This window comes from Saccharopolyspora halophila, from assembly GCF_039531955.1.
GTDB classification, from domain to species: domain Bacteria; phylum Actinomycetota; class Actinomycetes; order Mycobacteriales; family Pseudonocardiaceae; genus Saccharopolyspora; species Saccharopolyspora halophila.
Window position 1 is genome coordinate 401,771 of record NZ_BAAARA010000003.1, and the last position, 25,121, is coordinate 426,891.

Genomic DNA, 25,121 nt, shown 5'->3' on the forward strand with positions numbered 1-25,121 from the left:
CACTCGGCGCGATCAAGGCCTCGGGCGCGATTACGCACGGTGCCCGGTGCGGGAGTGTCCTTCACCACTCTCGTCACCACCCGGTTTGCCCGGCCTCCGCGCAGCGTACGGTAGGTCCGGCGCCCACAAGGTGGTACAGGGGAGGACAACGAAGTGACCCGCATCGTGATCATGGGAGGCGGCCCGGCCGGCTACGAGGCGGCTCTGGTCGCAGCATCCAACGGGGCGGACGTCACCCTGGTCGAGCCGGAAGGGCTCGGCGGGGCCTGCGTGCTCTACGACTGCGTTCCGTCCAAGACCTTCATCGCCTCGGCGGGCGCTCGCTCATCCATCCGTGACGCCGCCGAGCTCGGCATCCGGGCCAACAACGACGACTCCGACGTCGAGGTCGCGGTCGTGCACGGCCGGGTCAAGGGACTGGCCCTGGCGCAGTCCGCCGACATCCGCTCCCGGGTCCGCCGCGAAGGTGTGCGGATCCTGCCGGGGCGCGCGCGGTTCGCCAACTCCACCAAGGGCATGGCCGTCCACCAGATCGGCGTCGATCTCGCCGATGGCGGTTTCGAGGAACTCGCCGCTGACGTCGTGCTCATCGCCACCGGAGCCACGCCGCGCATCCTCAAGGGCGCCGAGCCCGACGGAGAGCGCATCCTGACCTGGCGCCAGCTCTACGACCTGCCCGAGCTGCCCAGGCACCTGGCCGTGATCGGCTCCGGTGTCACCGGTGTGGAGTTCGCCTCCGCCTACACCGAGATGGGCGTGAAGGTCAGCATGATCTCCAGCCGGGACCGCGTGCTGCCGCACGAGGACGCCGACGCCGCGGCCGTGCTGGAAGAGGTCTTCGCCGAGCGCGGCACCGAGGTCGTCAAGCACGCTCGTGCCGAGAAGGTGGAGCGCACCGACGACGGCGTGCTGATCCACCTGGCCGACGGGCGCAAGGTGGAGGCCAGCCACGCCCTGCTGACCGTCGGGTCGGTGCCCAACACCGACGAGCTCGGCCTGGACCGGGTCGGCATCGAGGTCGACCGCAGCGGCTACATCCCGGTCGACCGCGTCTCGCGCACGAACGTCCCCGGGATCTACGCCGCCGGGGACTGCACCGGCCTGCTGCTGCTGGCCTCGGTGGCCGGGATGCAGGGCCGCATCGCGATGTGGCACGCGCTGGGCGAGGGCGTCACGCCGATCAAGCTCAAGACCGTCGCCGCCAACGTCTTCACCCACCCGGAGATCGCCACCGTCGGGATCAGCCAGCAGGCGATCGACAGCGGCGAGGTGCCCGCGCGCACGGTGACGATGCCGCTGGCGACGAACCCGCGTGCGAAGATGGAAGGTCTCCGGCGCGGTTTCCTCAAGGTCTTCTGCCGCCCGCAGACCGGCGTGGTCGTCGGCGGGGTGGTCGTCGGCCCGAACGCCAGCGAACTGATCCTGCCGATCGCGCTGGCGGTGCAGAACCAGGTGACCGTGGACAACCTGGCGAACACGTTCTCGGTGTACCCGTCGCTGTCCGGCTCGCTCACCGAGGCGGGCAGGCTGCTGATGCGCCACGACGACTTGGACTGATCATCCCGGAGGGGGAGTGGCCATGACCGAACGTCCCCTGCTGATCTACGACGGCGACTGCGGGTTCTGCACCCGCAGCGTCCGGGCAGCGACTCGCCTGCCGGTGCGGATGCGCGTGCTGCCCTGGCAGGAGGCGGACCTGGCAGAACTCGGCACCAACGAGGAGCGCGCCCGCGCCGAGGTGCTGTGGGTGGCCACCTCGGGCCGCATCTCCGGTGGTGCCGCGGCGGTCGCCGACCTCCTCAAGGCCTGCCGCGTGCCCTGGCCACTGCTCGGCCGCCTGATGTCGGCCCCGCTGGTGCGCGGTCTCGCCGATCGCGCGTACCGGTGGGTGGCCGACAACCGCTACCGCCTCCCGGGAGCCACTCCGGCCTGCCAGCTCCCGCCGGAGCAGCGCCCGCGCACCGACCGAGGCGGTCGCTCCCGGTAAGAATGGCCGAACGGCCAATACCGCCCGGTGCGTTCCGGTCGTAGCGTTGTCGATGTCAGCGCGACCGACTCGGCAACCGGCAGGTGACCGGCCATGCTCAACTTCCTTCGTTCCCAGCGTTGTTCGATCTTTCCGCGCCGTGATGGGCGCATCCAATTCCGCCTGCGGTGGCCAAACGACGGCATGCTTCCCGCGCGGCCTCCACCGTGATCGATAGCGCCACTGCGCATCTTTCTCCGCAGTTCCCCGCGCCGGTTTTCCCCGACTAAGGGGTCCGTGGCTACTCAAGCAGCGGATCCCGCAGCCCGGCGGCGTCTGAGGTTCCGCTCCCGGCACCGCCACGCAAACCGCAAACTGAAATGTCTCCTAAGACCGGCGCCCGTTCGGGACGAGCCGTCACTGCTCTTTGACAATTCGAGAGTGGATTCCAGGCAGGCTCGGCGGTCACGGGCCGTCGGCGTCGGGTCGACCAGCGACCTGGCGCCGACGAGCCTCGTGGTCATCGAGTCGTGGTCATCGAGAAATTCAGGCGACATCCGGCGGTCCCTCCGATTAGCTTGGGGTGTCCTTCAGCATGCGGCGCTAGCCGCATGCGGTGTGGGGCGCAGCCCGTACCGCTGCGGGTTCGCAGACGTCGTCGGCCACAGCGCCGTGTATTGGACGTACTCAAGTCGCGGATCCCGGAGCGCGGCGGCGTCTGAGGTTCCGCTACCGGCTCCGTCACGCAAACCCCAAGCTGAAAGATCGCCCTAGAGACATGCAGTCGCTGATTTACCTCTGATCAAGTCCGTCATGGACGGCACCGAGTTACCGCGCCGCGGAGTGCACGAGCCCGCCGCGCGGCGGTCATTCGTACCCGCTCGACGTTCGAGCGATGATCAGGGAGTAGACGCATGTCCACATCAGCGCAGAACTTCTACCGCACCGAGAAGGCGCACATCGCCTTCTTCGCCATTCCCGCCCACGGGCACGTCAATCCCGGCTTGGGCCTGGTCGCCGAGCTCGTTGCGCACGGGCACCGCGTCAGCTACGCGACCACGGAGGACTTCGCACCGCAGGTGTCCGAAGCCGGCGCGAACCCGGTCCACTACCGATCGCTGCTGCCCGGATCGGCGGGCGTGACCCGGGACGAGTGGCCGGAGGACGAGGCCGAGGCGCAGGAACTGTTCCTAGCCGAGACCGAGGAGGTCCTACCGCAGGTCGAACGGGCCTTTTCGGCCGATCGTCCGGACCTGATCGTCTACGACATCGCGGCGTTCCCCGCCCTGGTGCTCTCGGAGAAGTGGGACATCCCGCGAATACAACTGTCCCCGACGCACGTGTACTTCGAGGGGCTCGAGGAGGTCTTCGGCGTTCAGGAGATGACGCCGGAGAAGTCCGCGGTCCGGGCCCGCTACGACGAGTTCTTCGCCGGCCAGGGCACCGACCTGACCTTCCAGGACGTCGGGTGGCCGGTGCGATCCATCGTCACGATTCCACGTTCCTTCCAGTACTTCGGCGATCGCGTCGATGATCGGTTCACCTTCGTCGGCCCGATGCTCTCCGAACGCGCGTTCCAAGGCGATTGGCAGGCACCGGACGACGAGCCGGTGCTGGTGATCTCGCTGGGCTCGGCCTACACCGATCGCTTGGACTTCTACCGGCGGTGCCTGCAGGCGTACGCCGGCCTCGACTGGCACGTCGTGCTGTCCACCGGCAAGAGCATCGACCCGGCCGATCTCGGCGATCTTCCCCCGAACGTCGAGGCACATCAGTGGATTCCGCAACTGCGGATGCTCTCCAGGGCATCGGCCTTCCTGACGCACGCGGGCATGGGCGGCGTCATGGAGGGCTTGCACCACGGGGTTCCGCTGATCGCAGCACCGCAGGCGGCTGAGCAGTTCGCCAACGCGGCCCGGATCGAGGAGCTCCAGCTCGGTGTTCAGGTCGACGCGAACACGGTCACGGCGGAGGAGCTCCGCGCGGCGTTGGAACGCGTCGCAACGGACCCGTCCATCCAGCGTTCCGTTCACCAGATCCGGCAGGAGGTCCGGGAATCCGGCGGCGTGCACAAGGCCGTCGAGATCATCGAGTCCCATCTCCCGGATTGACCGATGCACCACGGGCGAAAGCCGAGACCACGCCGCCGGAATCAGCGACGGCTTCCCCCTCGGCCGCCGTCCGGCGGCCGCATAGGCGGGTGGCGCGCACGGCACGCGCCACCCGCCCCAGCCTCACCTGCGAAGCCTGCGCAGGCACGCGCAAAACCCGCACGATGCTCGAAGCCCGCACGGCCGACAGCCGCAACCGCCGCAGACCGAGTGCTTTCCTCGGCCAGACCCAAAAGCGCCCCGGCACCAACCAGAAAGGTTGGTACCGGGGCGCCCGGGCAGTCGACTCTCACTCGACCCAGTCGAAGGTCTTCGTGACCGCCTTCTGCCACTGCTTGTACTGCCGCTCGCGCTCTTCCTCGGACATGGTCGGGTCCCACTGCTTGTCCTGGGCCCAGTTGTTGCGAATGTCGTCCTCGCTAGCCCAGAAGCCGACCGCGAGACCGGCTGCGTAGGCGGCGCCGAGCGCGGTGGTTTCGTTGATCATCGGGCGGATCACCGGGACGTCGAGGATGTCGGCCTGGAACTGCATGAGCAGTTCGTTGACGACCATGCCGCCGTCGACCTTCAGCGCCTTGAGCGGAACACCGGAGTCGGCGTTCATCGCCTCGATGACCTCGCGGGTCTGGAAGGCCGTGGCCTCCAGCACCGCGCGGGCCAGGTGGCCGCGGTTGATGAAGCGGGTCAGGCCGACGATCGCGCCGCGAGCGTCCGAGCGCCAGTGCGGGGCGAACAGCCCGGAGAACGCGGGCACGAAGTAGGCGCCGCCGTTGTCCTCGACGGTTCGGGCGACTTCCTCGACCTCCGGAGCGCTGTCCAGGATGCCGAGGTTGTCGCGCAGCCACTGCACGAGCGAACCGGTGACCGCGATCGACCCCTCGAGGCAGTAGATCGTGTCGTTGTTGCCGATCTTGTAGCCGACCGTGGTCAGCAGTCCGTTCTCGCTGATGACCCGCTCGGTGCCGGTGTTGAGCAGGACGAAGTTGCCGGTTCCGTAGGTGTTCTTCGCCTCGCCCGGCGTCAGGCAGGCTTGCCCGAAGGTGGCTGCCTGCTGATCACCGAGGATGCCCGTGATCGGGATCCCGGCGAACACCCCGCGTGCGCGGAACTTGCCGTATTCCTCGGAGGAGGAGCGGATTTCCGGCAGCATGGACATCGGAATGCCCATCTCGGCGCAGATCTCCGGATCCCACTGCAGGGTCTCCAGGTCCATCAGCATCGTGCGGGAGGCGTTGGTCGGGTCGGTGACGTGCACCCCGCCGTCGGTGCCGCCCGTGCTGTTCCAGAGCACCCAGGTGTCCATGTTGCCGAACAGAAGCTCGCCGTTGTCGGCGCGCTTCCGCAGGCCCTCGACGTTGTCGAGCATCCACTTGATCTTGGGGCCGGAGAAGTAGGTCGCCAGTGGCAACCCGGTCTTGGCCTGGAAGCGGCTCTGGCCACCGTTCTGGGCCAGCTCGCTGACGATCTCGTCGGTGCGGGTGTCCTGCCAGACGATCGCGTTGTACACCGGCTTGCCGGTGGCCTTCTCCCACACCACGGTCGTCTCGCGCTGGTTGGTGATACCGCAGGCCGCGATCTCGGAGGACACGAGATCGGCCTTGGCCAGCGCACCCGCGCACACCTGGCGGGTGTTGTTCCAGATCTCTTCGGGGTCGTGCTCGACCCAGCCCGCCTGCGGGAAGATCTGGCGGTGTTCCTTCTGGTCGACGGACACGACCCGGCCGGAGTGGTCGAAGATCATGCAGCGCGTCGAGGTCGTTCCCTGATCGATCGCGGCGACGTACGAGGCCATTGGTCTTGTACCTTCCTTGTCAGGTCAGCTGGCGGCGGGCAGGGCGAGTGCGACGAGGGCCGCCAACGCTCCACCGAGGATCGGTCCGGCGATCGGGACCCAGGAGTAGCCCCACTCCGCAGAGCCCTTGCCGCGGATCGGCAGGATCGCGTAGGCGATGCGCGGACCGAGGTCACGTGCCGGGTTGATGGCGTACCCGGTGGGCCCGCCGAGCGAGTTACCGATACCGATGACCACGAATGCAACGCCCGCGTAGCCGAGCGCCGCGTTGCCGAAGTCCGGTACGCCGGCCTCTCCAGCGGTGGCGGACGGATTGGTGATGACCCACAGCACCAGCACGAAGGTGCCGATGATCTCGGTGACCAGGTTCCACGGCTTGTTCGGCACGGTCGGACCGGTGCAGAAGATCCCGCGGGTGTTGGCCGGATCGTCGTGCTCGTCGAACTGCAGCTTGTAGGCCAGCCAGCATACGATCGCGCCGAGGGTCGCGCCGGTCACTTGCGCGATGAGATAGGTGGGCACCTGCGCCCAGGGCAGTTCGCCGTAGACCGCGAGGCCGACCGTGACCGCCGGGTTGATGTGCGCACCCGAAGGCGCAGCCACGCTCGCACCGGTGAAAACCGCGAAGCCCCAGCCGAAGTTGACGAGCAACCAACCGCCGCCGGTGCCGAGGCTCTTGTTCAGGGTCACGTTGGCGACGACGCCGCAGCCCATCAGGGTGAGTAGCGCGGTCCCGCACAACTCCCAGAAGAAGATATCGCCAACACTGTGCATTTGTTTCCCGTTCCCCTCGTCATGCCGCCGTTGGCACAGGCGGGCGTTCGGTTGATGTCCGACTTGGGGCGAGTCGGGGCGCTACTGCCGCATGTCAACACGTGACGATGCGTACCGCCAGTCGCCCGCGAGGCGCTGCGCTGTACCGCCGGATCCGGAGCTCGCCCGTCGGTAGCGCGGAAGCGCCGAAGGTCCGCGAGCGACTCCGTCAGCGGGCGACACCGATGAGGGAGCGGGTGGATCCGCGGTGATCCCGGCTACCTAGCGATACTTAATCACATAGTGAGTGTGATTTGAAGCGTTGCACATCGATGAAGATGGTGTTTTTATCAAGTTGTATGGTGATCCCACGCGGCGCCGCGCGCCGCGGGATCAACTGATCATCGGGAGCGAGGAAACGCCCATGTCCGGCCGCCGACCGTCCGGCAAGCAGCAGGACCGCCGCCGCAAGATCACCGAGCTGGTGATGGAGGCGGGCACGTTGCGCATCGATGACCTGGTCGCCACGCTCGGGGCCAGCGCGATGACGGTGTACCGCGATCTAGCCGAACTCGAGTCGCAGGGATTGGTGCACCGCAACCGCGGGAACGTCTCGGCGGCGTCGTCCCTGCTGTACGAGGCCGCTTCGGAATACCGGCTGCAGCAGAACGAGGCGGAGAAGGAAGAGATCGCCCGCGAGGCCGCCGAACTCGTCGAACCCGGCCAGGCGCTGGTGCTCGACGACTCCACGACGGGCGTGCACCTGGCCCGGCTGTTGCCGGAGAAGGCGCCGCTGACGGTGGTGACCAACCACCGCGGCGTGTTCAACGAGCTGGCCAACGCCCCCGGGATCAGCTTGATCTGCATCGGCGGCGACTACCTGGCGTGGGCGGACGCCTTCGTCGGTGGCATGGCCCTGGACTCGCTGCGCAACCTGCGCGTCGACTTGGCGATCATGTCGGTCTCGGCGGTCACCGACGGCATCGGCTGCTATCCGCAGCAGGAGATGGTGCAGATCAAGAAGGCGATGCTCGCCGCAGCGCAGCGCAAGGTGCTCTACGTCGACCACACCAAGTTCCAACGGCGCGCACTGCACGCGGTCGCGCCCGTCGAGGACTTCGACATCGTGATCGTGGACTCGAAGACCCCCAACGGGGAAGTCGAAGTCCTGCGGGACCGGGGTGCGTTGGTCGAACGGGTGGGGCCTGCTGCGTCGAGCACGGAGAGTACTGGTCGGGCATGATGACCACCGGGGCGCTGCGGGTGCCAGTAGTCGTTCCGCGTCGGCGGTGGGGTTAACGGTGGGACTCGATTCGAGCGAGGAGGACGCGGTGTCCAAGGACAAGACCGACAACCGGATTAATGGCGCGCTGGGGCCCGCTGAGCGCGCCGAGAATTGGCGCCGCCTGGGCTCCGAGGAGTTCGACGTGGTGGTGATCGGCGGCGGTGTCACCGGTGCCGGTGCCGCGCTGGACGCGGCCACGCGAGGGCTTCGGGTGGCGCTGGTGGAAGCGCGCGACCTGGCGGCGGGCACCTCCAGCCGTTCCAGCAAGCTCTTCCACGGTGGACTGCGCTACCTCGAGCAGCTGGAGTTCTCCCTGGTGCGCGAGGCTCTGCGGGAACGCGAACTGATGCTCACCCGCATCGCTCCGCACCTGGTCAAACCGGTGCCGTTCCTGTACCCGCTGACCAAGCGCTTCTGGGAGCGCCCCTACACCGCAGCCGGCCTGCTGATGTACGACACCATGGGCGGCTCGAGTTCGGTGCCGGGGCAGAAGCACCTCTCGCGTGCGGGCGCGCTGCGGATGGTGCCCGCGCTCAAGCGCAGCGCGATGATCGGCGGTATCCGCTACTACGACGCGCAGGCCGACGACGCCCGGCACACCATGACCGTGGCCCGCACGGCCGCTCGCTACGGCGCAGTGGTCATGACCTCCACCCAGGTCACCGGGTTCGTCCGGGAGGCGGATCGGGTCGCGGGCGTGAAGGTGCGCGACGTGGAGTCCACCGAGGAGGTGGAGATCCGCGCGAACGCGGTGATCAACGCGACCGGTGTGTGGACCGACGAACTGCAGAGCCTCTCCGGTGGACGGGGCCGCTTCCGCGTTCGGTCCAGCAAGGGCGTGCACATCGTGGTTCCCCGGGACCGGATCGTCGCCGAGAGCGGCATGATCCTGCGCACCGAGAAATCCGTGCTGTTCGTGATCCCGTGGGACAACCACTGGATCATCGGCACCACGGACACCGACTGGCACCTCGATCTCGCGCACCCGGCAGCCACCAAGTCCGATATCGACTACCTGCTGGAGCACGTCAACTCGGTGCTCGCGACACCGTTGACGCACAACGACATCGAGGGCGTCTACGCCGGCCTCCGGCCGTTGCTCGCCGGCGAGAGCGAGGAGACCTCGAAGCTCTCCCGCGAGCACGCGGTCGCCCGCGTCGCACCGGGTCTCGTGGCCATCGCGGGTGGCAAGTACACGACCTACCGGGTGATGGCCGCCGATGCGGTCGACGCCGTCTCCTCGGACATCCCCGCCCGGGTGGCTTCGTCGATCACCGACCAGGTGCCGCTGCTCGGAGCCGATGGCTACCACGCGCTGGTCAACCAGGCCGACCAGCTCGCGGCCCAGCACGGCGTGCACCCGTACCGGATCCGGCACCTGCTCGACCGCTACGGTTCGCAGATCCACGACGTGCTGGCGGCGGGCGATGACCGTCCCGAGCTGCTCAAGCCCGTTCCGGCCGCACCGGACTACCTGCAGGCCGAGGTCTACTACGCCTGCACCCACGAGGGCGCTCTGCACCTGGAAGATGTGCTCACCCGGCGCACCCGGATCTCCATCGAGTACCCGCACCGCGGTGTCGAGTGCGCCGAGCCGGTGGCTCGCCTGATGGCCGAGGTCCTCGGTTGGGACGAGGCGACGATCGCGCGCGAGATCGACGTCTACACCAAGCGGGTCGAGGCCGAGCGGGCCTCGCAGAACGAGCCGGACGACCAGACCGCGGTGGCCAGGCGCACCGCCGCGCCGGAGGCTCGTCAGGAGCTGCTCGACCCCGTGGAGTGATTCCGGTTCTCGGTCACCTCGTCGAGGAGCTCGGCGAGGTGACCGGCCAGCCGGAGGTGCTCCGCCGGCGTGATCGTGCTCCACTCCTCCCCGGAGGGGGATCGCCGACGCAGCTGGACGTAGCGTCCGTGCGCGGTGTCGAAGAAACCGATGACCCGCTCGGCGCGTTCCCGGCGGCCGCGTCTCCATTTGGCAGCGCCGAACTGGCCGCGAGAGGTGGCTCCGGCAACCATCTCGGCCAGGGCCTCGGCGTCGTCCGCGCGAACGCCGAGCCGGCGCAGTTCGCCGGGCAGCCGTTCCGGGCTCGCCCCGGCCTCCGCTGCTGCCGCGTCGAGATCGGCGCTGCGCACCGAGACCGAGCGACCCGGACCGGGCGGTAGCTGCGGCAGCACCGCGACCGCCTCGCGCGGCAGCCCGGCGGGCGAGATCGGGCGGAGGTTCAGCGTCTCGTCCTTGGTCACCAGCACGGCCCGCTCGGAATCGGCGGCCGCGAAGACCCGGATGCTGCGTTGCAGCCAGAGCCGTCCGTCGACCTCGCGCTCGTTGTCGGTCAGCAACCGCAGCATCCGCTCCAGCTCCGGATCGAGACCGCCCGGATCGCCCAACCCTCGCTGGCCGAGCGATCGCCACGCGGCTTCCACCAGTCCTGCGCGTTCGGAGCGGGTGCGGCCGGGTGACGGCACTTTCAGCACGAGCGGTACCCGCGGGATGCCCAGGTGCTCGGTCAGCACGTCGAACTCCAGCGTCGACAGGCCCGTCTCGGCGGTGTCGAGGGCGTTCATCGACCAGGTTCACCACCGATGACCGGTCGGGCCGACATCTGCGGCTCGTCGAAGAAGCCGCCCCGTCGTCCCAGCCGCTCGGTGACCGAGCTGTCCGGGGGTTCGTCGTGGTGCTTGACCTGCTTGCGGTCCGCGCTCGAACGCGCCGGGCCGTGGTGCTCGGCGCGTTCGAGCTGCCGGGCATCCGCTGGTGCACGCGGGGCGGGAGCGATCGGCGCGGCTGGAGTGCCGGTGGCCTTCCAGCTGATCGTCACCTGGGCGGAACCGCCGCTCCCGCCGGGCGGTCCAGTGCCCGGCGCTTCGACCACCACCTGCGGTGGGGGCGAGAAGGAGGCCAGTGACGTGAGGTTGGCCCGCGTGGAGGTCTCGTAGGTGGCCATCACGTCGAACGCTCGCTGTTCGGCGGCGTGCTGGGCTGCTTCCTGTACCTCGTAGTCGGTCTGCCCACCGAACAGGTGGGTCAGCGCGGACACGGCAGCGCCCGGATCCTCGCTGGTCACCTGCACCGGTGGCGGCATGTCCCTGCGCGCCTTCTCGATGAACTCCGCCTGTTGCCGGGCTCGTTCCCGCATCACCTCGGCGGCCTGCCCGGCCAGCGCCGCCCATTCGCCCAACGGGCGCAGACCCGAGCGCGCGCTGTCCGCCGCGAGGCCCCGCCACTCGCTCGCCGCGGCTGTCGCGGCTGCCGCCAGACCGTCGTCGATTTGCTGCAGTGCCCGGGTCAACTCGTTCCAGCGGTGCACGCTCGCAGTGGAGGAGTCCGGACCGGGTCCCCGGTGGATCTGCTCGTACAACTCCGCGTGCCGGTAGCCCTGCCAACGGTGGTCGCCCATGTCGCTCAGCCGCCCAACTCGGAGGCGCTGCTGTGGTCGATCCGGCCGTACTCCCGGCCGGCTCGCGCCAGCGCATCGGCGGCCGCCTGCAGCTGGTCGCGGTACCCGCACAACGCGGTCAGCGCGTCCTCACCACTGCCGACCGATCGTTCGTTGAACCGCTCGGCGGCCTCGGAACTGACCGGGTCGCCCGCCCACGGGCGAATCCGCAGTTCGGTGATGGCGTGCTCGATCTGCACGCCCACCTGATCCAACGAATCCTGCAACGCGTCGACCAGTCGTGGAATCGTGGACGGCTCGACCTGCATCGAACCACCCGGTAATCCGGGCAATCCCTGAGTCGAACCATCGTCCGAGGAACCGGGCAGCGGCACAGCCATCCCTCCACAGGTACGGGTCCCAAACATCGGCGGCCCGTACTGCCCCCAGACGGGCGCCCAGCGCCGGCGTCACCGGCAAGCGTTCGACCAACACCCTAATCAGGATTGATCACGCCCGGGAGTGCTCCATGCGCGTGGTGTGTCCACAGCTGGGGTGTGAATGGAGGGGGCGCTATTCCCCCGAATCGCTCTTCGGCGACATCTCCTCCGGGGCGGATTCGGATGGCGCCGTGGCCGAGGTCGGCGGTGCCTTCAGCGAGCGCACCGCTTCCTCGGCGACTCGCTTGGCGCCCTCGCAGAGCTGGTCCACCGGTGGCGGCGGCTCCCCGCCGTCGTCGCGGTAGAGCACGTCGAGATGCTGGCCTTCCGCGGTGTCCACCGCGACGTTGCAGGTCAGGTCCAGGCCGGGTGTTTTGATCACGAGCCCGGGGAAGCCGTCGACCGAGATCGGGGTGGCGTCCACCTGGGCGGTGTCGTCGGTCCACACGCTCATGCCCTCGGTGGTGATCAGCGCCAGCCGTGCTCCCACCTTCGCGGTCGTGTTGCGGTAGCTGCAGGTGGCGGCGTTTCCGAACCCGGCTTCCGAGTCGGGTTGCGGCTCGCGGTCGAACCCGAGCTCGCTTCGCTGTCCCTGGGTCAGCAGCTGGCACGGGTCCCTGTCCTGCAAGTTCAGTTCGAACGGCCGCGGCGGTAACGGTGCTGCCTCGCTGGTGGTCGGCGGAGCCGATGGTGGATGCGGGGGTGCGGTGGCCGCCGTGGGGGAGGACTGCCAGAGGCCGCATCCGGTGAGGGTGAGCGCGCTGAGGCCGAGCAACGCGCTCAGGCGCCGCGCCCCAGTGGACCGCGAGCTATGCATAGCTCTCACCGTAACGAAATGTACCCGTCGGGTGACGGTAGGTCGTCAGCCGCGCCGCCGGGTGAAGAAGAAGATCGCCACCAGCGGGAGCAGTAGCACCAGGCCGAATTGCCGGGCGACGACCACCAGGAAGAGCAGCAGGACCACCGCGCCCACCGCGAGGACGATCTTCCCGGCCCTCGACGGGATCCCGGGGTTCTGCGGCGCCGGAGTCGACGAGGCCGCGCGATCGTTCGGGCGCGGTGACGGGAGGTCGTTGAACAGGACGTCCAGTTCCGAGCCGAAGCGCGCCTGCGCGATCTGCCTGCAGCGCTCGTCGTACTCGTGGATCTCCAACCGCCCGGCGGAGAAGTGCTCGCCGAGCAGTCGCATCGCCTGCTCCCGCTCGGGATCGCCGATGCGGAGGTTTCTGCCCTGCCGACCGTTGTCCACGCCTTCATCCTACGGAGCGCGGGCCTGATTCAGGAGCGGTGCGGCCCGGATTTTCGGCCCGGTGAACGCGTCGGAGCCGCGCGTTCACCGGGCCGACCGGCTCAGGCGCTCGCCAGCTCGCGGCTGGGCAGCACCGGATTGGCGGGCTGGTTCCGGACCTCGTCGTCGAGGAGTCCCTCGGTGCGGGAGACCACGACGGGCACCGTGATCTGGCCGGCGACGTTGGTCATGGTTCGCATCATGTCCATGATCGGGTCGACCGCGTAGGCGATGGCGATACCGGTGGCCACCGCCGCGGGCGGGAAGCCCAACGCGCCGACGGTCAGGGTCAGCATGGTGAACCAACCGGTCACGCCGGCGGTCGCGATCGAACCGAACACGGCCACGGCCACGATCGTCAGGTACTGGGCCGGGCCCAGGTGGATGCCGAAGAGATTCGCGATGAAGATCGACCCCACGGCGGGGTAGATCGCCGCGCAGCCGTCCATCTTGGTGGTGCTGCCGAGCGGTACCGCGAAGCTCGCGTAGGAGGAGGGCACTCCCAGGCTCTCGGCGGTCTGCTTGCTCAGCGGCACGCTGGCGCCGGAGGAGCGGGAGACGAACGCGAACTGCAGCGTGGTCCACGCCTTGGCGAAGAACTGCAACGGGCTGACCCGGGCCACCAGCGCCAGCAGCAGCGGGTACACCGCGAACAGCACGAGTGCGCAGGCCGCGTAGGTCGATCCGATCAGCTTCAGCAGCGGCATGAAGAACTCGTTGCCGTAGCTGGCCACCGCGTTGCCGATCAGGCCGAGGGTGCCCAGCGGCGCGATCCGGATGATCCAGCCGAGCACGCGCTGGATGACCTCGAAAGCGGCCTTGTTGAACTCGACGAACGGAGCCGCCTTTTCACCCAGGCTGTAGGTGGCCGCGCCGATGATCAGCGAAATGAACACCACCTGCAGCGTCTCGCCCTCGGAGAAGGCGCTGATCAGGTTGTCCGGGACGAGGCCGTTGATCAGATCCAGCCAGGATCCCTGGGTCTTCTCGCCGATCGCCTGGAGCTTGTCCGGGTCCGGCTCGATGACCAGTCCGCGGCCGGGGTTGAACAGCCTGCCGACGACCAGTCCGATGGTCACCGCGATCAACGAGGTGATGGCGAACCACAGCGCCGTCTTACCGCCCAGCCTCGCGGCGGTGCGTCCGCCGCCGACTTCCCGCAGGCTGTTGATGCCCACCACGATCGCGGTGAAGATCAGCGGCAGGACCGTGAAGCTGAGCAGGTTGGTGAACGTCGAGCCAATGGTGTCGAGCACGGTGACCAGCCAGTCGGCCCCGGTCTGCTTGGCGATCCAGCCGAGCAGCGCACCGAGCACCAGCGAGGCCACGACGGCGATGGCGAATAGCTTGGGGTTGAACCGCAGGCGCTTTGGCCCGGAGGTGGTGGATCCGGCGTCAGCCGAGCCGGCGGAAGTGGACACAGGGATCTCCCGAAGTCGCTAAAGAGATGGGTGCCGGGACGACGCGAGTCGGCGCCGACGGCGAAAGGACCGCAGCAGGTCGAAGGCCCGGCGCGCTGACAACCTGGTCAGGGCGGGCTCGATGGGTTCAGCGACAGACGCAGCTGGCCTGCCGTCGCAGATCGACGTGCAGGCGAGAAGTCAGGTAGAGCGGTCGCAGGGTGCTCATCGCGAATATTCATAACCACTCGAACGGGGCATAAAGTCCCGGGTGGGCATGAATTGTGGCTGCGTTCACCCCGTCGGCTCAGCGAACGGGGGCGAATTATTCAGCGCGTCAGTGCGGTGTCACTCCGCGTCAGATTTCCACAGGTCCACGACGCTGACGCCGACCTCGGTGAGCAACTTGCGAGTCAGCGGAAGGCTGATGCCCAGCACGCTCGACGGGTCGCCGTCGACGCCCTCGATGAACCAACCGCCGAAGCCCTCCAGCGTGAAACCCCCGGCGACGTGCAGCGGTTCCCCGGTGGCCAGATAGGCCTCGAGCTCGGCAGCGGTCGGGGTGCCGAAGCGGACGGTGGTGCCGAGGCTGCCTTCGGTGCGCGCGGTGACCTCGCCCCGCTGCAGGCGGACGATCGAGTGCCCGGTGATCAGCTGTCCTTCGGTGCCCGAGTTGTGCGTCCAGCGCTCGGCAGCGGCCTCGGTCGTGCCGGGTTTGCCGACGATCTCCCCGTCGGACATCAGCAACATCGAGTCGCAGCCGACCACCACCGCCTCCGGTACCTCGGCGGCGACCTCGGCCACGACCGAATCGGCCTTGGCGGTGGCCAGCGCGGTGACCAGTTCGGCGGGGCCGGCTTCGGGCACCGCCCTGGTCACCGCTTCCTCATCGACTCCGGAAACCCGCACGAGGGGTTCGATCCCGGCCGAACGCAGCACGGACAACCTGGCGGGAGAAGCCGAAGCAAGCACGAAACGCACGCCGCGATCCTAGCCGACCGCCTCCGCCGACCGCGCTCGCCAGGAACCGCCTGCGGCTCGCGATGGCGGAGCGGATCAGTCCCTGGCCTAGGCTGGTCCTCATGAGTAGTGGGGCCGGGCTGGACGCTGGGCGGTTGCGCGAGCAGCTGGTCGACGACGGTACGTACGCGGCGTTGGACGTGGTGGACGTGACCGGGTCGACCAACACCGATCTGGCCGCGGCGGCCGGGCGTGGCGCCGCCGACCGCACGGTCCTGTTCGCCGAGGAGCAACGGGACGGACGCGGCCGCTTGCAGCGGCAATGGGTCTCCCCGCGCGGCCAGGGCTTGTTCGTGAGCGTGCTGCTTCGTCCGCAGGTGCCGCCCTCGGAGCTCGCCTGGGTGCCGCTGCTCGCCGGAATCGCGCTCGCCGAGACCGTCGAGGGCACCACCGGCGTTGCGGCCGGTATGAAGTGGCCGAACGACCTGCTGCTCGGTTCGGGAGGCGAGTGGTCCAAGGGCGCCGGGATCCTCTCCGAGATGGTCGCCGGCCAGGACGGCATGGCGATCGTGCTGGGCATGGGGGTCAACGTCCTGCAGCAGCGGGACGAGCTCCCCGGAGGCACGGGTGGCCTGCCGACCACCTCTCTGGCGGCGGAGGGTGCCGACGTCGATCGCGAGGAGTTCGCAGTGGCGTTGCTCACCGCGTTGGCCGCGGTCGACTCGCAGTGGCGCGCTTGCGCGGGGGACGTGGAGGCGAGCGGTCTGCTGGCGCGCTACCGCCGGTTGTGCTGGACCATCGGGCAGCAGGTGCGGGTGGAACTCGGTGGTGACAGCACGCTGCGCGGAACGGCCGTCGACGTCGACACCTCCGGACGGCTGGTGGTGCAATCCGCTGACGGTGGGAGGACTCCGGTAGCGGCTGGTGACGTCGTGCACGTGCGCCGGGCGTGAGCGGCGATACGGCCCGCGCGGCGGGCGGTAACGTGATCGTCGGTCGGCGATTCGCTCGAGGAAGGGGACGCGGTGGCCTACCCGGACGGCCTGCTCGGTGCGGACGAGTACGTGGTCGTGCACAAGCATCCGCATTGGAAGATGCTGGTGCTTCCCGTGCTGGTGCTGCTCGTGGTGGTCGGTGGCGGCTCCTACCTCGCAGCGCTCGTAGCGGGCATGGCCTGGCGGTTGCCGATCTGGATCGGGCTCGGCGCACTCGGCGCCGTGCTGATCATCTGGTGCACCCTGGCACCGCTCGTGCGTTGGCGCACCACGCATTTCGTGGTCACCACGCATCGGCTGATGGTGCGTGAGGGCGTGTTCACCCGCACCGGCATCGACATCCCGATGTCGCGGATCAACTCGGTGCGCTTCCGGCACGGCCTGCTGGACCGGATGCTCGGTTGCGGCACCCTCGTCGTCGAATCGGCATCCGACGAGCCGCTGGAGTTCGACGACATCCCGAAGGTCGAGCACGTGCACACGCTGCTCTACCGCGAGGTCAACGACGACCCGCACGACGATTTCGACCCGCACCTCGAGGAGGGCCGGTGACACGTGAACTCGGGCTGCCGATGCAGATTCCGTCGCCGCAGGCGGAGCTGCCGCGCGAGGTGACGATCTGGGAGGTCGGCGCGCGCGACGGGCTGCAGAACGAGCAGGACACCGTGCCGCTGGAGGTCAAGATCGAGTTCCTGCGGCGCTTGGCCGATGCCGGGCTCGGCGTGTTGGAGGCGACCAGCTTCGTGCACCCGAAGTGGGTTCCGCAGCTGGCCGACGCGACCGAACTCCTCGCGCAGCTCGAGCGGGCTCCCGGCGTGCGCTACCCGGTGCTGGTGCCCAACGAGCGCGGTCTGGACCGCGCGCTGGATTCCCGGGTGGCCGAGATCGCGATCTTCGCCGCAGCCACCGAGGCGTTCAGCAGTCGCAACCTCAACCGCAGCTTGGACGAGCAGTTCGCCATGTTCGACCCGGTCGTGCACCGCGCCGTGCGGGAAGGGCTGTCCGTGCGCGGCTACCTGTCGATGTGCTTCGGCGACCCGTGGGAAGGGCCGGTGCCCGCCGAACAGGTCGTCGGGGTCGGCAAGCGCCTGCTCGAGATGGGCTGCAACCAGCTGTCACTGGGCGACACCATCGGGGTCGCCACTCCGGGGCAGGTCGAGTCCCTGCTCGGCGCCTTCGCGGCCGCCGGGGTCGGGATGGACCGGATCGCGGTGCACTTCCACGACACCTACGGCCAGGCCCTGGCCAACACCTACGCCGCGCTGCGGCTCGGCGTGTCCACGGTCGACTCCTCGGCCGGTGGCCTCGGCGGGTGTCCGTACGCGAAGTCGGCCACCGGCAACCTCGCCACCGAAGACCTCGTGTGGATGCTCGACGGCCTCGGCATCGGCCACGGGGTGGATCTCGGTGCCCTGGTGGACACCAGCGTCTGGATGTCCGGCAAGCTCGGGCGCCCGAGCCCGTCCCGGGTGGTCAAGGCCCTCGCCGCGTAGCTAGCCCTGCTCGCGCGTGCCGAACATGCCGACGAAGCTGAAGCGCAGGACGCGCTCGCCGTCGCGGTCGGCGGTTCCGGTGATCTCCACCAGGCCGAGGTTCGGCTTGCTGCGCGAACGCCGCTGCCCGGTGACCTCCATGCCGAACCGGAGCACGTCGCCGGGGTACACCGGTGCCGGCCACGCCAGCTCGTTGCCACCGGGAGAGCCTTGCGAGGTCGACCCGTTGAGCACGTGGTCGACGTAGGTGCGCATCCACAGCGACGCGGTGAACCAGCCCGAGGCGCACAGCCCGCCCAGCACCGAGTTCCGGCCGGCTTCCTCGTCGAGGTGGAACGGCTGCGGGTCGAAGCGCTCGTTGAAAGCCAGCATCTCCGCGTGATCGACCGTGACCTCGCCGAGGTCGAACGTCGTGCCCGGAGTCAGGTCCTCGTATGCGATGCCGCCCATGCGCTCATCGTCCCAGCCGGGCCCGTTGTGGAGGCTGCGAGTCCGATCACACCAGGTGATCGGGGCTGTGAGCTTCGTTCGAACCTTCGTGCGGGCGGTGAAATCGCGGCCTCGGCATGGAACCATCGGCGGGTAAGCGCGTGCGCCAAGCCCGAGAGCCGCCCGCGAGCACGGAGGGAGCGGCAGTGCCAACGGACCGAAGCGCCCAGGACCACCGCGCTGAGGTGGAGGAGTTGCTGGCGGACTACCGGCACAGCCGGGATCGCCTGGAGCAGACCCACCGCGAACTCGCGGCCGTCACGGCGGAGGCTTCCAACTCCGACGGCACCGTGCGCGTCGTGGTCGGCCATCGGGGCGTGCTGCGCGAGGTGGTGCTGGCCGACGACGTCTACCGCCGGCTGCGCCCCGCGGAGCTCGCCGCGACGATCGTGTGGTTGACCGGCCAAGCTGCGGCCACGGCCGCCGCGCGTGCCGCCGAGGTCCTGGCCGCCGTGTTGCCCGCGGGCACCGATCCGGAGCTGCTGCTGGGCGAGGTCGCCGCTCCGGAACCGGAGGCCGAGCCGGATCAGCGATCCCGGCCCGCGTACGACACCACCGAGGAGGACCTCTCGCAGTCGAGCTGGCTGCAGTCGGGACCGGTGAAACGGACGTGACCATGGGTGGTTTCCGCAACGACTTCACGCGCCTGACCGAGCACGCGGGTGAATTCGCCGATCACGCGAGCCATGCCCGGCGCATCGCCGCGACCCTGCGGGAAGCGGTCGAATCGGCGGGTGCCTGCTGGGGCGACGACGAGATCGGCGAGCGCTTTTCGGCCACCCACCGCGGCCCCGCCGAGGCGGCCTTGGCCGCCGTCGAGGAGCTCCCGGAGCGGCTTCGCGAGGTGGGGGACGAGTTTGCCGCCACCGCGGAGACGAGCCGCCGCACCGATTCGGCCAATGCCGCAGAGCTAGACCGACTCGCGGACAGAGGTGAGTGACCATGGGCATTGAACTTCCCGCGGAACTCGCCGGGGTCGCCGCGAAGGCGGGCGTGCGCTGGCCCGCAGCGGATGAGGACCGAATGCGCGAGTCGGCCGCCGCCTGGCGCGATGCCGCAAAATCGATCGAGACCCTGGCCGGTAGCGCGGACGCCACCGCGCAGAACGCGTTGCGGTCCTTCGACGGGCCTGCTGCGCGAGCGGCTGCCCGGGAATGGGACGGCTTCGTCGACCAGGACGGCATCATTCCGGTTTCGGCGCGGGAGTGCACGGCCGCAGCCGACCGGCTCGACCACGCGGCGGACCGGATCGGTGAGACAAAGGTGCAGCTGGTGCGCGAACTCACCGAACTGGCCAAGCAGACCGACGTCGCGGAACAGGCGGCGAAGTCCGGACATCCGCAGGCCTTGGCGGCCCTCGACTCGACGGTGCGCGGTGCGGCGGCCAACGCCGCCAGGCTGCACGACGGCCTCGCCGCCGCTGTCGGTCCGGAAGCGGGTGCAGTCGTGGATGGTGGAAACCGCCCCGAGGGGGCGGCCACCGGGTTGGCGGCGTCCACAGTGGAGGATGTGGCCGCAGGTGCGCGCCAGGAAGCGCCGGATGCGGCCGGTGCCGCCGCGTTCGGCGCGCAGGAGAGCGTTGGGGGAGTGGCAACAGGTGCACAGCAGGCGAGCGAGGACATCCCGCCGGGGCGGGTCGGCGAGGGCGGCCCGGTGGGTGCGGAACCTGGCGAGATTGGCCGGGACGTCGCGGCTTCCAGCACCGGGCCGATCCCGGTGACCGGCGGGACGAATTCCGCGAACTGGCCTTCCGGTACGGATCCGGCATCGATGACGGCCCCGCACGCGGTGCAGCCGGCCTGGGCCGCCGGGCCGCCGCAGCCTGCGCAGCCGGCAGGACAGCCGCCGCAGGCGTTCGGTCCGTCGGCCGCGCAGCAGGGCGGCTACGCCGCATCACCGGGCGGGTTCGCGGGTTCGAACGCGGGTGGTGCCGCTGCGCCCGCACCGCAGCCCGGCGCGGGCGCGTCCCGCCCACCCGCGCAGGCTCCGGGTGCGTACGGCCAGGCAGGCCCGCCGGCTCCGCCCGCGCGCCCTGGCGCCGGTCCGCAGGCTCCAGGGCCCAACCAGCAGCAGCCCAACCAGCAGCAGCCCAACCAGCAGCAGCCCAACGGGCAGCAGCCCAACGGGCAGCAGGTGCGACGCGCTCCGCTGATGCCTCCGCAGAGCCCGCCGCAGCAGGTGCAGGCGCAGGGACCGGAGTCCCCGCAACGAGGGCTGCGCAACGGCCCGCGCAACCCCGACGCCGTCGCGATCGTCCTGCACCAGTTCCCGATCGGGAACCTCCCCGTCGCTTCGCACGGCGCGAGCAGGCAGCTCCCGCCACCGGAGGTCGAAAACCCGCGCCCGGGGCTGAACTTCCCGCCGCAGGACCACCCGGAATCCCGGCTGGTCGACGATGCCGAGGCCCTCGGTCGTGTTCGCTCGGGCGAGCTCTACCCGGCGGCGCGGCAGGAACGCCTGGAACGAGCCGAACCGGCGGCTCTGCCCGAGAGTCTGCTCTCCGGGCACGATCCGCTCGGCGAACTCAGCGAGCTCGACTGGGAACACCGCTACAGCACCGGTGATGGCGCGAACAGCGCCTACGTGTGGCCTCCCGCCGCGGACTTCCCGGAGGGCGGTCGGGAATCCGGGCAGCCCGTGGTGCTCGAACCGGAGACCGTGCTGGATCTGCTCGGCGACGGAACGGGGAGGTTCTTCTTCGCCGCGGCGACACCGTTCGCGCACCGGTCCCTGCCCGCCGAGCACGCCGAGCGCGAGCACCGCAGCTATCGGGTGATCCGGCCACTTCCGATGTGGTGGTCGGTGGTCGCGCCGTGGTTCGAGCAGCCCGGCGGCGGTGTGCGCTATCGCGCCACCTATTCGGCGGTCGACCTGGTCGGCCTGGGATACCTGGTGGAATTGACCCGGGTCCGCCGCAACTCGGAGGCCTCGACAGTGCGCATCAGAATGTCCGGCGGAGCCGAACCGGCAGCCGGTGACGAGCAGGAGGCCGAATGAACAGCGAGTCCGTGCTGGGCTGGCTCCTGGCGATGGGAGTGCCCGAGGAACTGGTCTCCATCGGCGGCGAGGTGGACGACGCCTGGTGCCTGATCCGCGATGAGGCCGATGGCACGACCGCGTGGGAGGTCTTCTGGCGCGAGCAGGGCAACCGCTACGACTGGGCCAGGTTCAGCGACGAGCAGGTAGCCTGCTTCTACCTGTTCGGCAGGCTCACCTGGACCCAGGCGTTGCGCGGCGTGGTCGGTCAGGTCGACGTGACCAGCACGCCGCCGCAGGGCATCCCCCGGCCTTGACCGGGCCGTGACGGGATCTGAGTAGTGCTACGGATGTCTGCTCCAGGCGCGGTGCGGAGCATGTCCCCATGTCGCAACCGCAGACCGACGACCCCCTGCAGCTCGTCGCAGGTGAGTTGAACGCAATCGGGCAGCGCCTGTCCTACCTCGGCAGCGTGTTGCAGACGCATGCGGCCGCCCAGGCTCAGCAGCAGGCACCGCAGCCCGCGGCTCCGCAACCGGCAGCCGAACCGGCTGCGGGGGATCCCACCGCAGCCGAAGCAGCGGATGCGCAGCCGAAATCGCAGTTGCCGCCGTACCCGAAGCAGGACACGGCCAAGGCCGTCCCGCGACGGCGGCTGCGCGCAGACTTCGAACCCGGCCGCGTGCTGGCCTGGGGCGGTGGCGGGATCACCCTGCTCGGTGTGGTGTTCCTGCTCGTCCTGGCCGTGCAGCAGGACTGGATCGGGCCGGTGGCCCGGGTCGGTGGTGGTGCGGCGCTGGCCGCGCTGCTGATCGCGGCGGGCTGGTGGGTGCATCACAAGGCCGCTGAGCAGCGCATCGCCGGGATCGCGCTGGCCAGCACGGGATTCGCCGCGCTGTTCCTGGATGCGGTCGCCGCGACCGCGCTGTACCGGTTCCTGCCGGTAGCCGTGGGGCTCGGCGCGGGCCTGGCGATTGCGCTGGGCGGGCTGCTCCTCGCCGACCGCTGGCGAGCTCAGGTGCTCGCGGTCGGCGTCGTGCTCGGCTCCGCGATCTGCGCTCCCCTGATCACCACCGCGCCGACCGCTCCGCTGGTCGCGTTCCTGCTGCTCCTGCAGGTCGCGGCAACGCCCGTTCAGGTGCGCCGGGGCTGGAACGGTCTCGCCCTGGTGGCGGGCTTCCCCGCGGTCCTTGCCGCGCTGATCGGCACGATCTACTCCCTCGGCTTCCCGAACGATGCGCTGACTCTCTCGATCTTCGCCGCCTCGGTGCTCGGCGTGGTGGTAGCCGCGATCACCGCCGGGGCCCGGCCGGATGCCGAGCGCACCAACATCGGCCTGCTCGTGGCTTCCCCGGCACCGGCGTTCCTCGCCGGTCCGCTGCTGCTGGAACGCGTCGAGGCGACCGCGACCGGGGCGGGGATGACGTTGTTGCTGGCCGCGATCTGGGCGGTCGGCCGCTACTTCCCGGCGTTCACCGAGTGGCTGTCCGGGCGGTTCTTGACCGCCACCGGCGCGATGGCGCTGGTCGCCGCCGCGCAGGCCACCGCGAGCGCCTTGGACTCCTCGAGCTGGGCGACGGCGCTGCTGTGCGAAGCCCTGGTGCTGGCCATCGCGGGGTACTCGCTGCGTCGCGGTGGGATCCTGCTGGGCTCTGCCGTGTACGCGTTGGTCGGTTTCTGGATCGCCGTCGCCAACGAGGCGCCGATCTCGGCGATGCTGTGGTTCCGCGAGGGGACCGGAGTTCCGGGCCTGGTCGCCGGGCTGCTGATCACCGCTGTCGCGGTGGCATTGCCGGTTGCCGGGGCGGGGATCGGCAAGCTCGGCAGGTTGCCCGGCTCGATGGCGGCGTGGGCGGTGGCGCTGATCGCCGCGCTCTACGGCACGGCCAGCGCCATCATGGCCGCCTGCCTGCTGGTGTCCGAGGCGCGCGGCGCGTTCCTCGCCGGGCACATCCTGATCACGCTCTGCTGGGTGATCGCCGCGATCGCGATGCTGTTGCGCGGCGTGCGGATCAAGCACCTGCGCATCGGGGGCATGGTGCTGACCGCGGTGGCCCTGGCCAAACTGCTGCTGTTCGACCTGGCCACGCTGGACGGCTTCGCCCGCGTGATCGCGTTCCTCTGCGCGGGTCTGTTCCTGCTCACCGCGGGAGTGGGCTACGCCCGGCTGCTGGGCCGCGAAGCCCGGTCGAGCTGAGCAGCTGCCCTGCGGGCGGCTGCTCAGCGCTCGAGCAGCCGCAGAGCCTCGGAGTGCAGGTGGCCGTTGGTGGACAGCGCGTTGCCGCCGTCGTAGCGGGCTTCGCCGGAGAGGTCGGTGAACCTGCCGCCGGCCTCCTCCACGAGCACCTGCGCCGCTGCCACGTCCCACGGGTTGACGATCGGCTCCGCCGCGATGTCGATCACGCCCTCGGCGACCAGGCAGTGCTGCCAGAAGTCGCCGAAGGCCCGGTTCTCCCAGCAGGCGTCGACCAGCCGCAGGTAGGCATCGCGCGAGTGGTGCTCGACCCAGGTGCCGAGATGGGTGGTGGAAACGTACGAATCGGACAGGTTCCGCACGCCGGAGGCCGAAATCGGTTCCGGCTCGGCCGCACCCGTCCGGCACCACGCGCCCGCACCGGTGGCGGCCCACCAGCGCTTGCCCAGCGCCGGAGCGCTGACCATGCCCAGGACGGGGCGTCCCCGGTCGACGAGCGCGATCAGCGTCGCCCAGGCCGGCATGCCGCGCAGGAAGTTCTTGGTGCCGTCGATCGGGTCCAGCACCCACGCGCGGCCCGCGCCGACGTCGCCGCCGCGTTCCTCCCCGGCCACGACATCGCTCGGGCGGTGCTCGGCGAGCACCTCGCGCACGGCGTCCTCCACCGCGAGGTCCGCGTCGGTCACCGGCGTGCGGTCGGGCTTGCGGTCGACGCTGAGATCGCGCGCCCGAAAACGGGTCGCGGTGATCGAGTCGGCAACATCGGCCAGCTGCTGGGCGAGAACGAGATCGCTGGTCACGCGTCCGAGCCTAGCCCGCGGTGAATCCGGCCCGCGTCGAGGGCGGAGGTGAGAACCCGCACGTCCGCCGAGCCTCGGGCGCGAGGCGGACGCGATCTCGACCGGCAACTACTCTGGACGGTGTGAGCGTGGTGTTGCTGGCAGAAGACGATCCGGCCATCGCTGTGCCGTTGTCCCGGGCGCTGCAGCGCGAGGGCTACTCGGTGCAGGTGATCGAGGACGGTCCCTCCGCGCTGCGCATCGCCGCGGCGGGAGGTGTTGATCTGCTCGTCCTGGATCTGGGACTGCCCGAGATGGACGGGTTGGAGGTGTGCCGCCGGCTCCGCGCGCAGGGCCGCGGACTGCCTGTGCTGATGCTCACCGCCAGAACCGACGAGGTCGACTTCGTGGTCGGCCTCGACGCCGGTGCCGACGACTACGTCGCGAAGCCCTTCCGGCTGGCCGAGCTGATGGCCCGGATCCGGGCCCTGCTGCGCCGCGGCGCTCCGGAAACCCTCGAGGCATCCGGCGTGCGGCTGGAGCTGACGGCGCGGCGGGTGCTGGTCGACGAGCAAGAGGTCCAGCTGGCCAACAAGGAGTACGAGCTGCTGCGGGTGCTGATGCAGCACCTCGGCCAGGTCGTGACCCGGGAGGAGATCCTCGAGCAGGTCTGGCCGGAGTCCGACCGCAAGGGCAGCAAGACGCTCGACATGCACATCTCCTGGTTGCGCCGCAAGCTCAGCGGTCGGGACGGGCGCCTGGACGAGACCCGGATCGCCACGGTGCGCGGCGTCGGTTTCCGGTTCAACGCGGACTGAGCCGC

Annotated in this window: 26 protein-coding genes; 14 read left to right on the forward strand and 12 right to left on the reverse strand. The window is 69.7% G+C overall.

All coding sequences use genetic code 11. The annotated features are described in order from the left end of the window. The first annotated feature begins 153 nt into the window (after nucleotides 1-153). The 3 genes from ABD289_RS07145 to ABD289_RS07155 all read left to right on the forward strand — a co-directional run bounded on the left by ABD289_RS07145 (nucleotide 154) and on the right by ABD289_RS07155 (nucleotide 4,077). The gene (locus ABD289_RS07145) at nucleotides 154-1,557 is read left to right on the forward strand and encodes an NAD(P)H-quinone dehydrogenase (protein ID WP_344127917.1); all 1,404 of its coding nucleotides are present in this window, start codon (nucleotides 154-156) and stop codon (nucleotides 1,555-1,557) included. A gap of 22 nt (nucleotides 1,558-1,579) precedes the next feature. Next, nucleotides 1,580-1,987 (forward strand): thiol-disulfide oxidoreductase DCC family protein, encoded by a 408-nt coding sequence (locus tag ABD289_RS07150; RefSeq protein WP_344127919.1) that lies wholly within the window; start codon nucleotides 1,580-1,582, stop codon nucleotides 1,985-1,987. A gap of 893 nt (nucleotides 1,988-2,880) precedes the next feature. Next, complete coding sequence (locus ABD289_RS07155; RefSeq protein ID WP_344127921.1) at nucleotides 2,881-4,077, forward strand: macrolide family glycosyltransferase; 1,197 nt, start codon at nucleotides 2,881-2,883, stop codon at nucleotides 4,075-4,077. A gap of 289 nt (nucleotides 4,078-4,366) precedes the next feature. Here ABD289_RS07155 and glpK read toward each other — a convergent pair whose 3' ends face one another. Together glpK and ABD289_RS07165 are read right to left on the reverse strand one after the other, a co-directional pair. After that, nucleotides 4,367-5,869, reverse strand: coding sequence for a glycerol kinase GlpK (gene glpK / locus ABD289_RS07160; RefSeq protein WP_344127924.1), 1,503 nt, complete (start codon nucleotides 5,867-5,869; stop codon nucleotides 4,367-4,369). 24 nt (nucleotides 5,870-5,893) lie between these two features. Beyond that, nucleotides 5,894-6,643, reverse strand: coding sequence for an MIP/aquaporin family protein (locus tag ABD289_RS07165; protein WP_344127926.1), 750 nt, complete (start codon nucleotides 6,641-6,643; stop codon nucleotides 5,894-5,896). A gap of 403 nt (nucleotides 6,644-7,046) precedes the next feature. Here ABD289_RS07165 and ABD289_RS07170 point away from each other — a divergent pair, with 403 nt between their 5' ends. Next, entirely contained in the window at nucleotides 7,047-7,865 is an 819-nt protein-coding gene (locus tag ABD289_RS07170) for a DeoR/GlpR family DNA-binding transcription regulator (RefSeq protein ID WP_344127928.1), read from the forward strand. An 88-nt stretch (nucleotides 7,866-7,953) separates the two neighbouring features. Further along, entirely contained in the window at nucleotides 7,954-9,690 is a 1,737-nt protein-coding gene (glpD, locus tag ABD289_RS07175) for a glycerol-3-phosphate dehydrogenase (RefSeq protein WP_344127930.1), read from the forward strand. Here the strand turns inward: glpD and ABD289_RS07180 are convergent. The 8 genes from ABD289_RS07180 to ABD289_RS07210 form a co-directional block, all read right to left on the reverse strand. After that, nucleotides 9,663-10,472 (reverse strand): ESX secretion-associated protein EspG, encoded by an 810-nt coding sequence (locus ABD289_RS07180; protein WP_344127932.1) that lies wholly within the window; start codon nucleotides 10,470-10,472, stop codon nucleotides 9,663-9,665. The two genes, glpD and ABD289_RS07180, sit on opposite strands and share 28 nt — an antisense overlap. After that, nucleotides 10,469-11,305: a PPE domain-containing protein gene (locus tag ABD289_RS07185; RefSeq protein ID WP_344127934.1), complete on the reverse strand. Its 837-nt coding sequence runs from the start codon at nucleotides 11,303-11,305 to the stop codon at nucleotides 10,469-10,471. The genes ABD289_RS07180 and ABD289_RS07185 overlap by 4 nt, the downstream gene beginning before the upstream one ends. A 5-nt stretch (nucleotides 11,306-11,310) precedes the next feature. Then, entirely contained in the window at nucleotides 11,311-11,685 is a 375-nt protein-coding gene (locus ABD289_RS07190; protein ID WP_344127936.1) for a hypothetical protein, read from the reverse strand. Between the two features lie 172 nt (nucleotides 11,686-11,857). After that, nucleotides 11,858-12,541 (reverse strand): DUF3558 domain-containing protein, encoded by a 684-nt coding sequence (locus ABD289_RS07195; RefSeq protein WP_344127938.1) that lies wholly within the window; start codon nucleotides 12,539-12,541, stop codon nucleotides 11,858-11,860. Nucleotides 12,542-12,586: 45 nt separating this feature from the next. Beyond that, nucleotides 12,587-12,973: a DUF1707 SHOCT-like domain-containing protein gene (locus ABD289_RS07200; protein ID WP_344127941.1), complete on the reverse strand. Its 387-nt coding sequence runs from the start codon at nucleotides 12,971-12,973 to the stop codon at nucleotides 12,587-12,589. Between the two features lie 101 nt (nucleotides 12,974-13,074). Next, nucleotides 13,075-14,376, reverse strand: a complete 1,302-nt coding sequence (locus ABD289_RS07205) for a dicarboxylate/amino acid:cation symporter (RefSeq protein WP_344128091.1) — start codon at nucleotides 14,374-14,376, stop codon at nucleotides 13,075-13,077. A gap of 184 nt (nucleotides 14,377-14,560) precedes the next feature. Continuing rightward, on the reverse strand, nucleotides 14,561-14,641 hold the full coding sequence (locus ABD289_RS25320) for a putative leader peptide (protein ID WP_425564601.1): 81 nt from the start codon (nucleotides 14,639-14,641) through the stop codon (nucleotides 14,561-14,563). 119 nt (nucleotides 14,642-14,760) lie between these two features. Then, on the reverse strand, nucleotides 14,761-15,393 hold the full coding sequence (locus ABD289_RS07210; protein WP_344127943.1) for a Maf family protein: 633 nt from the start codon (nucleotides 15,391-15,393) through the stop codon (nucleotides 14,761-14,763). A 101-nt stretch (nucleotides 15,394-15,494) separates the two neighbouring features. Between ABD289_RS07210 and ABD289_RS07215 the strand changes: the two genes are divergently transcribed. From ABD289_RS07215 to ABD289_RS07225, 3 genes are all read left to right on the forward strand, one after another. Further along, nucleotides 15,495-16,325 carry a biotin--[acetyl-CoA-carboxylase] ligase gene (locus ABD289_RS07215; protein ID WP_344127945.1) on the forward strand — a complete coding sequence of 277 codons (831 nt, stop codon included), beginning with the start codon at nucleotides 15,495-15,497 and terminating at the stop codon, nucleotides 16,323-16,325. Between the two features lie 72 nt (nucleotides 16,326-16,397). After that, nucleotides 16,398-16,919 (forward strand): PH domain-containing protein, encoded by a 522-nt coding sequence (locus ABD289_RS07220; RefSeq protein ID WP_344127947.1) that lies wholly within the window; start codon nucleotides 16,398-16,400, stop codon nucleotides 16,917-16,919. Nucleotides 16,920-16,939: 20 nt separating this feature from the next. After that, nucleotides 16,940-17,860, forward strand: a complete 921-nt coding sequence (locus tag ABD289_RS07225) for a hydroxymethylglutaryl-CoA lyase (protein WP_344128093.1) — start codon at nucleotides 16,940-16,942, stop codon at nucleotides 17,858-17,860. On the opposite strand, the gene ABD289_RS07230 is transcribed toward ABD289_RS07225, so the two are convergent. Beyond that, nucleotides 17,861-18,310, reverse strand: coding sequence for a MaoC family dehydratase (locus ABD289_RS07230; protein ID WP_344127949.1), 450 nt, complete (start codon nucleotides 18,308-18,310; stop codon nucleotides 17,861-17,863). 185 nt (nucleotides 18,311-18,495) lie between these two features. Between ABD289_RS07230 and ABD289_RS07235 the strand changes: the two genes are divergently transcribed. From ABD289_RS07235 to ABD289_RS07255, 5 genes are all read left to right on the forward strand, one after another. Continuing rightward, nucleotides 18,496-18,963, forward strand: a complete 468-nt coding sequence (locus ABD289_RS07235; RefSeq protein ID WP_344127951.1) for a YbaB/EbfC family nucleoid-associated protein — start codon at nucleotides 18,496-18,498, stop codon at nucleotides 18,961-18,963. Further along, the gene (locus tag ABD289_RS07240) at nucleotides 18,960-19,289 is read left to right on the forward strand and encodes a hypothetical protein (RefSeq protein ID WP_425564591.1); all 330 of its coding nucleotides are present in this window, start codon (nucleotides 18,960-18,962) and stop codon (nucleotides 19,287-19,289) included. The genes ABD289_RS07235 and ABD289_RS07240 overlap by 4 nt, the downstream gene beginning before the upstream one ends. A 2-nt stretch (nucleotides 19,290-19,291) precedes the next feature. Further along, nucleotides 19,292-21,346 carry a glycohydrolase toxin TNT-related protein gene (locus ABD289_RS07245; protein WP_344127953.1) on the forward strand — a complete coding sequence of 685 codons (2,055 nt, stop codon included), beginning with the start codon at nucleotides 19,292-19,294 and terminating at the stop codon, nucleotides 21,344-21,346. Beyond that, nucleotides 21,343-21,642: a hypothetical protein gene (locus ABD289_RS07250; RefSeq protein ID WP_344127955.1), complete on the forward strand. Its 300-nt coding sequence runs from the start codon at nucleotides 21,343-21,345 to the stop codon at nucleotides 21,640-21,642. The genes ABD289_RS07245 and ABD289_RS07250 overlap by 4 nt, the downstream gene beginning before the upstream one ends. Before the next feature lie 68 nt (nucleotides 21,643-21,710). Then, nucleotides 21,711-23,522: a DUF2339 domain-containing protein gene (locus ABD289_RS07255; RefSeq protein WP_344127958.1), complete on the forward strand. Its 1,812-nt coding sequence runs from the start codon at nucleotides 21,711-21,713 to the stop codon at nucleotides 23,520-23,522. A 23-nt stretch (nucleotides 23,523-23,545) separates the two neighbouring features. Here the strand turns inward: ABD289_RS07255 and hisN are convergent, their stop codons facing one another. Then, the gene (gene hisN, locus ABD289_RS07260; RefSeq protein ID WP_344127960.1) at nucleotides 23,546-24,319 is read right to left on the reverse strand and encodes a histidinol-phosphatase; all 774 of its coding nucleotides are present in this window, start codon (nucleotides 24,317-24,319) and stop codon (nucleotides 23,546-23,548) included. Nucleotides 24,320-24,441: 122 nt separating this feature from the next. On the opposite strand from hisN, the gene ABD289_RS07265 reads away from it, so the two are divergent. Beyond that, nucleotides 24,442-25,116, forward strand: coding sequence for a response regulator transcription factor (locus tag ABD289_RS07265; RefSeq protein ID WP_344127962.1), 675 nt, complete (start codon nucleotides 24,442-24,444; stop codon nucleotides 25,114-25,116). Nucleotides 25,117-25,121: the final 5 nt, after the last annotated feature.

Coding starts and splice junctions, on each gene's coding strand:
- ABD289_RS07250 (WP_344127955.1), top strand. CDS start 21,343: ATGAACAGCGAGTCCGTGCTGGGCTGGCTCCTGGCGATGGGAGTGCCC.
- ABD289_RS07180 (WP_344127932.1), bottom strand. CDS start 10,472: ATGAACGCCCTCGACACCGCCGAGACGGGCCTGTCGACGCTGGAGTTC.
- ABD289_RS07185 (WP_344127934.1), bottom strand. CDS start 11,305: ATGGGCGACCACCGTTGGCAGGGCTACCGGCACGCGGAGTTGTACGAG.
- ABD289_RS25320 (WP_425564601.1), bottom strand. CDS start 14,641: ATGAGCACCCTGCGACCGCTCTACCTGACTTCTCGCCTGCACGTCGAT.
- ABD289_RS07195 (WP_344127938.1), bottom strand. CDS start 12,541: ATGCATAGCTCGCGGTCCACTGGGGCGCGGCGCCTGAGCGCGTTGCTC.
- ABD289_RS07215 (WP_344127945.1), top strand. CDS start 15,495: ATGAGTAGTGGGGCCGGGCTGGACGCTGGGCGGTTGCGCGAGCAGCTG.
- glpK (WP_344127924.1), bottom strand. CDS start 5,869: ATGGCCTCGTACGTCGCCGCGATCGATCAGGGAACGACCTCGACGCGC.
- ABD289_RS07245 (WP_344127953.1), top strand. CDS start 19,292: ATGGGCATTGAACTTCCCGCGGAACTCGCCGGGGTCGCCGCGAAGGCG.
- ABD289_RS07255 (WP_344127958.1), top strand. CDS start 21,711: ATGTCGCAACCGCAGACCGACGACCCCCTGCAGCTCGTCGCAGGTGAG.
- ABD289_RS07165 (WP_344127926.1), bottom strand. CDS start 6,643: ATGCACAGTGTTGGCGATATCTTCTTCTGGGAGTTGTGCGGGACCGCG.
- ABD289_RS07190 (WP_344127936.1), bottom strand. CDS start 11,685: ATGGCTGTGCCGCTGCCCGGTTCCTCGGACGATGGTTCGACTCAGGGA.
- ABD289_RS07225 (WP_344128093.1), top strand. CDS start 16,940: ATGCAGATTCCGTCGCCGCAGGCGGAGCTGCCGCGCGAGGTGACGATC.
- ABD289_RS07155 (WP_344127921.1), top strand. CDS start 2,881: ATGTCCACATCAGCGCAGAACTTCTACCGCACCGAGAAGGCGCACATC.
- ABD289_RS07230 (WP_344127949.1), bottom strand. CDS start 18,310: ATGGGCGGCATCGCATACGAGGACCTGACTCCGGGCACGACGTTCGAC.
- ABD289_RS07150 (WP_344127919.1), top strand. CDS start 1,580: ATGACCGAACGTCCCCTGCTGATCTACGACGGCGACTGCGGGTTCTGC.
- ABD289_RS07170 (WP_344127928.1), top strand. CDS start 7,047: ATGTCCGGCCGCCGACCGTCCGGCAAGCAGCAGGACCGCCGCCGCAAG.